This window comes from Novosphingobium sp. (genome assembly GCF_027489515.1).
Classification (GTDB): Bacteria; Pseudomonadota; Alphaproteobacteria; order Sphingomonadales; family Sphingomonadaceae; genus Novosphingobium.
This window is the reverse complement of the sequence record NZ_JAIXZS010000056.1, coordinates 1-5,389: the sequence shown is the minus strand read 5'-3', so window position 1 is coordinate 5,389 and position 5,389 is coordinate 1. Positions and strand designations below refer to the sequence as shown.

The following is a 5,389-nucleotide window of genomic DNA, read 5'->3' as shown; positions in this document are numbered from 1 at the left end:
GCTATCGCGCGGGAGATCGACATCGATCCCCTTGAGATTGTGCTCACGCGCGCCGCGAATGGAGATGGTGCTGAGGGACATGGAGGCAGTCTGTTCCAGATTTGTTCGATTCCGGCAAGGGGCGCGCGGGCGTTTTGCGACACGTGGGTGGCGGGGCGCGCGATAGCAAGGTGGCGCGGGGGGCAAGGTGGAGAAGCGTGGCTGGCCGAGCTGCATGTCGCAACAATGGAAATGGAAGCGACTGTGCTGGTGCGCACAGCGCGGGTTGGCGGTTTCGGTTAATCGCCGGGCATGTCGAGAGAATACAAGACCAGTGTGTGGCAGCGGGTGTATGGTGCCGGTATGGACAGGTCCATGCATGAGGACGCGCAGCATCGCCGGCCGCCGGCGGATCGGTTGTTTTGCCGGGGGGATGGGCCGCATGCGGCACGTCCAGCGATGGCGGCGGGCGAGCAAGCGCATTTCGCCGAGAATTTCGCGCGCGACTTCGCGGCGGCGCTGAGCGAGACGCTGGCGGCACCCTCCCCCTCACCCTCCCCGCTGCGCTGAGGCGGGGAGAGCCAGCGTTCAGAGCGAAAGCGCGCGGGCGCCGACGGGGCCGGTCCACCGTGCGTTGACGCGCCAGACGTGCTCGATCAGTTCTTCGGACAAGGCGGATTGCGGCGGGCCATCTGCCGCGAGGCGGCCGCGATCAAGGACAATCACGCGGTCAGCATGGTTCATCGCATGGGCGAGGCTGTGGACGACGAGGACGACGCCGGTCTTCGGGCTGGTGTCTTGATCCGCCAGCTTGCGGAAATGCGCGAGGAGCGCGGCAGCGTGGGCGAGATCGAGGCTGGCGAGCGGCTCGTCCGCAAGGATCCACTGCGGGCCTCCGGCAAGGACGCGGGCGAGGAGGACGCGGGCACGTTCGCCGCCGGAGAGGGTGTGGATGCCGCGCCCAGCAAGGTGGACGCAATCGAGCGCGGCGAGCGCGGCGTGAACGGCGGCATCATCCTCGGCGCGGGAGGTGCGATGCGGCAAGCGGCCAAGGCGGACGAGCGCGCTGGCGGTGAGGTTCCAGGCGGGGTGCGCGTGCTGGGGGAGATAGCCGATGGCCTGCGCGCGGCTGCGCGAGGCAAGCGCCGCGAGCGGGGTTTCGCCGAGGTTGACCGGGCCCGCTTCAAGCCCCGCGAGTACGCGCAGCAGCGTGGTCTTGCCCGCGCCGTTGGGGCCGCAGATCGCCGTAAGCTCACCGGGGCGCAGCGTGATCGAGATGTCCGTCAGGCGGCCGGAGATGGTGAGGTTCCGAGCGGTGAGGGTCATGCGATCTCGCTCCTGAGCTGGAGGAGCAGCGCCAAGAAGAACGGCGCACCTATCAGGCTGAGCGCGATGCCGATGCGCAGTTCGCCGCCCGCGAGGGGGACCAGGCGGCAGAGGCAATCGGCCAGGAGCAGAAGGAGCGCGCCGCCGAGCGCGCTGGGCAGCAGCAGGCTGGAGGGGCGCTGATCGGTGTAGGGGCGCAACAGGTGGGGCACGACAAGGCCGACGAAGCCGATGATCCCGGCAGCGGCGACTCCGGCGCCGACGACAAGGCCGGTGCCGAGGACCATGAGCCAGAGCAGGCGCGTGGGGTTTACGCCCAAGGAGCGGGCGGTTTCCTCACCCATGGTGAGGGCATCGAGCGCGGGGGCCGCGCGGGCGAGGAGGATGAGGCCGAGCGCGGTGGGCGGTGCGGCGAGGAGGACATCGGGCCAGGCCCGGCTTTCAAGGCTGCCCATGAGCCAGGTGACGATTTCGGACAGCGCGAAGGGATTGGGCGCGAGGCTGATGACGAGGCTGGTGAGCGCGCCGGAAAGGCTGGCGAGCATGAGCCCGGCGAGCGCAAACAGGGTGGTGCTACTGGGACTGCTCGCATTGCCCGCGATCAGCGCAAGTGCGGCCATGGCGAGCGCGGCGCCGACAAGCGCGGCGAGCGGGAGCAAGGCGCCAAGGCCGAGCGCGAGGCTGAGCACCGCGCCGAACGCTGCGGTGGGGGCGACGCCGAACAGGCCGGGATCGGCGAGCGGGTTGCGCAAGTAGCCCTGCATCGCGGCCCCTGCTCCGCCGAGGCCTGCGCCGATCACGAGCGCGAGCGCGGCGCGGGGGGCGCGCAATTCGGCGAGGATGATGGCGGCGTTGGGGCCGCTGGGGGCGAACGGGTTCAGCCAGACCTGCCCGGCGAGGAGGCTGAGCGGGATAGCCAGCGCGAGGGCCGCGAGGAGGAAGGCGACGGGGCGGGTCATTTGCTCGCCATCAGTGTGGCTGCAACATGCCCTCCCCCGGCCCCTCCCGCAAGCGGGAGGGGAGACAGGGTGCGCCGCACTTCGGCGAGGCGGCGGGCGGCGGGGATGATGGTGGGGCCGGCGCAGTAGAGCAGGCGCGGGTCTAGTGGGGCGCGGGTGATGGCCTTGAGGTGCCCCAGCGCAGGATGCTGAAGCGCGCGGTCGGAGCCAGCCGCGAGGATTACGCGCGGAGGATCGGCAAGTACGCGCTCGAGCGGGAGCTGATCGGCCTGGCCGAGCCCGCGCGCAGCGGCGAAATTGGTGAAACCGGTGCGGCGGAGGAGTTCGGCGATCAGGGTGCTATCGCCGGGGACGATGCCGCCGGGCTCCCACACCAGCGCGGGCACGGCGGGCGTGCCGGACGCAGGCGCGGCCCCGGCGAGCGCGTTGTCGATGCGGGCAATCAGGGCCTCGCCCTTGGCGGGGTTGCCGGCGAGCGCGGCGAGTGCGCGGATCTGGGCGCGGCTTTCCTCGACCGTGCTGGCGATGCCGAGTGTTTCGAGACGGAGGCCAAGACGCCGGTAAGCGGCGGCGGTGGCGGGGGGGACGAAGGTGCTGTCGACCACCACATCGGGGCGGAGCGTGAGGACTTCTTCCAGCGTGCCACGCGTGGTGCGGTATTGTCGGGCCTTGGCCGGATCGATCGAGGCAGCGCGCGGATCCGCGCTGTAGTGCGAGAGCGCGAGGATCTGGCCGGGGGCGGTGACCTCGGCGAGAATCGCATCGGCACAGGGGTTGAGGCTGACGATGGTGGGGAGACGGTGGGTGGTCTCGCGCGGGGGTTGCTGCACGCAGGCGGTGAGGAGCGTGGTTGCCAGCAGCGCTGCGAGGCCCACCCCCAGCCCCTCCCGCAAGCGGGAGAGGAGAAGCAAGGTGGGCCAATCGCGCATTAGTAGTTCACCCTGAGGCCGGCGAAGGCGCCGCGGCCGACGGCGCTGTAGCCGGCGGCGGTGGGGAGCCGGTTGTCGAACACGTTCTCGACGCGGGCGTAGAGGGTGAAGCGGTCGTTCACCGGCAGGCTGGCGCGCAGGGTGGCGACCGCGCCGCCGGGGAGGCGGGCGGTATTGGCCGCGTTGTCGAAGCTGCCGCTGATAAGCCGCAGGTCTGCGCCGAGGGCGAGGTGAGCCAGAGGCGTTTCGAAGTCGCCCGAGAGCGTGAGCGCATGGCGCGGGCGGCGGGCAAGATCGTTGCCGAACTGGGCGCTTCCGGGGGTGAGATTGCGCGCCTTGGTATAGGTGTAGAGGCTGCGCAGGGTGAAGGTGCCTGTGGGCTTCAGCGTGAGTTCGGCCTCGGCGCCTTCGGCGCGCGCGCGGCCGACGTTGTCGTAGGTGCCGAAGGGGCGATTGGTGCAGATGCCGGTGGTCTGGCCGAAGCATGAGACGAAGGCGATCAGATTGCGGCTGTCGCGGCGGTAGACGGTGAACGCGGCGGTGACAGTGTTGCCCTTGAATTCGAGCCCGGCGTCGTAGCTGCGGCTGCGTTCGGGGCGGAGCGCGGCGTTGCCGTAGTCCGAAAGGAGCTGGAACAAGGTGGGCGCCTTGAAGCCTTCACCGTAGCTGGCGCGCAGACGCAGGCCTTGCGCGAGGCGGACGGTGCCGTTTGCGCCCAGCGTGGTGGCGTTGCCGAAGCGGCTGTGATCATCATAGCGCAGGCCCGCGGCGAGCGAGGCGTTCGGCCTATACCAGCCGAGCATGGCGTGGCCGCTGGTCTGCCGCGCGGTCTGACGGGCATCGAACGTGCCGGAATAGCGCGTCCATTCGCTGTCAGCGCCGAAATCGAGCGCGAAGTTTGCAGGCAGTGTGGCGCGGCCGGTGAGATCGGCGCGGTGGCTGCGGCCGCGGTAGCCATACGACGGGGCGGTGCCGAAGGTCGGGTCGTAGTAGTCGCGCTTGGTATCAGACAGGGCGAAGCCGGTGCCCAGGGTCAGCCAATCGCCCTGGTAGCGCAGGCCCGCGCGGCCGGAGAGCTGGCGGGTGATCTGGTATTCGGGCGTATCGGCGAAAGTGTAGTTGGGCGCGGGGTAGCCGTCGATCTCGGTGCGGGTATCGGCGTAGCGGGCATTGGCGACGAACGAGAGGCCGGGGGCGAGATCGAGCCGGGCCTTGCCGCCAAGGCGCCACTGGCGGAAGCCATCGGGCTCGGTGCCGACGGCGGCGGCGGAGACGCCATCGGTGGTGGTGTAGCCACCAGTGAGCGAGACGGCGTATGTGCTGTTGGCGAGGCCGGCGGCGGCGTCTCCGGCGAAGGAGCCACGGCTGCCGCCTTCGGCGCTCGCTTCGACGCCATCGAGTTCGCGGGTCTGGATGGCGATGATGCCGCCGAGCGCCGCGCTGCCCCAGGTCACCGAGTTGGAGCCGCGCAGGACGTCGATGCGTTCGATGCCGCCCGTGGTGAGCGTACCGAAATCGAAGCCGGCGCCGGGGGCGGCGACATCTTCGACGCGGACGCCGTCGATGAGGACAAGGACCTGCTCGCTATCCGAGCCGCGCAGGCGGACGCCGGTGAAGGCGCCAGGGCCGCCGTTGCGGCTGAGGACGAGGCCGGGGACTTGTTCGAGCGCGCGGGTGATGTCCGGGCCTTGCAGGCGGGCGAGATCGGCGGCGGTCAGGACGGTGATCGGCTGGCCGGTCTGGTCGATGCGCTGGGGGCTGCCGGTGGCGATGACGGTGATAAGGGCCGGGTCTGCCTTGTAGTCGGCGACGACGATATCGTCAGCCTTCTGCGCAAGCGCAGGGGTAGCAAACGCGGCTGCTGAAAGGGCGGCAATGGCGAGTTTTTTCACGTGTGTTCTCCGCGGCCCATGGACGTTGCCGTCCATGGCGGGAGAGGACGCGGGGCCATAGGGCGCGCCATCTCACGCATGCGCCCGGTACACCCCGCCCGGCCGCGGAACGACCACACACCGGCAGGTTTCCTGGCTCGCCCGGGGTCATCGCCCCCTGCCCGCCTTCCCAGCCCCTTGCGGGACCAGTGGCATCGTGGACAGGGCGCTATCCGGGCACAGTTGCGGGGGCAGCTCCGGGTGCAAGCCTTTGAAGACTTGTCCGGATTCCCTCTTAGCCCGCTTTCGCGGGCACCGGTGGCGT

The 5,389-nt window shown here is 70.2% G+C and carries 5 protein-coding genes and 1 riboswitch; of the genes, 1 reads left to right on the top strand and 4 read right to left on the bottom strand.

The window, feature by feature from the left end; genetic code table 11:
• Positions 1 to 282, top strand: a 282-nt coding sequence (locus tag Q0082_RS09860; RefSeq protein ID WP_298192020.1) for a hypothetical protein, incomplete at its 5' end; no start/stop codon positions are given.
• Between the two features lie 285 nt (positions 283 to 567).
• On the opposite strand, the gene Q0082_RS09855 is transcribed toward Q0082_RS09860, so the two are convergent.
• From Q0082_RS09855 to Q0082_RS09840, 4 genes are read right to left on the bottom strand one after another with little or no spacing between them, the layout of a single operon-like run.
• Positions 568 to 1,305 (bottom strand): ABC transporter ATP-binding protein, encoded by a 738-nt coding sequence (locus Q0082_RS09855; RefSeq protein ID WP_298192018.1) that lies wholly within the window; start codon positions 1,303 to 1,305, stop codon positions 568 to 570.
• Positions 1,302 to 2,264, bottom strand: coding sequence for an iron ABC transporter permease (locus Q0082_RS09850; RefSeq protein WP_298192016.1), 963 nt, complete (start codon positions 2,262 to 2,264; stop codon positions 1,302 to 1,304). The genes Q0082_RS09855 and Q0082_RS09850 overlap by 4 nt, the downstream gene beginning before the upstream one ends.
• Positions 2,261 to 3,193, bottom strand: coding sequence for an ABC transporter substrate-binding protein (locus Q0082_RS09845; RefSeq protein WP_298192014.1), 933 nt, complete (start codon positions 3,191 to 3,193; stop codon positions 2,261 to 2,263). Before Q0082_RS09845 ends, Q0082_RS09850 begins: the two co-directional genes overlap by 4 nt.
• On the bottom strand, positions 3,193 to 5,085 hold the full coding sequence (locus Q0082_RS09840) for a TonB-dependent receptor (protein WP_298192012.1): 1,893 nt from the start codon (positions 5,083 to 5,085) through the stop codon (positions 3,193 to 3,195). The genes Q0082_RS09845 and Q0082_RS09840 overlap by 1 nt, the downstream gene beginning before the upstream one ends.
• Positions 5,086 to 5,189: 104 nt before the next feature.
• A riboswitch (cobalamin riboswitch) is annotated at positions 5,190 to 5,384 on the bottom strand.
• Positions 5,385 to 5,389 lie beyond the last annotated feature (5 nt).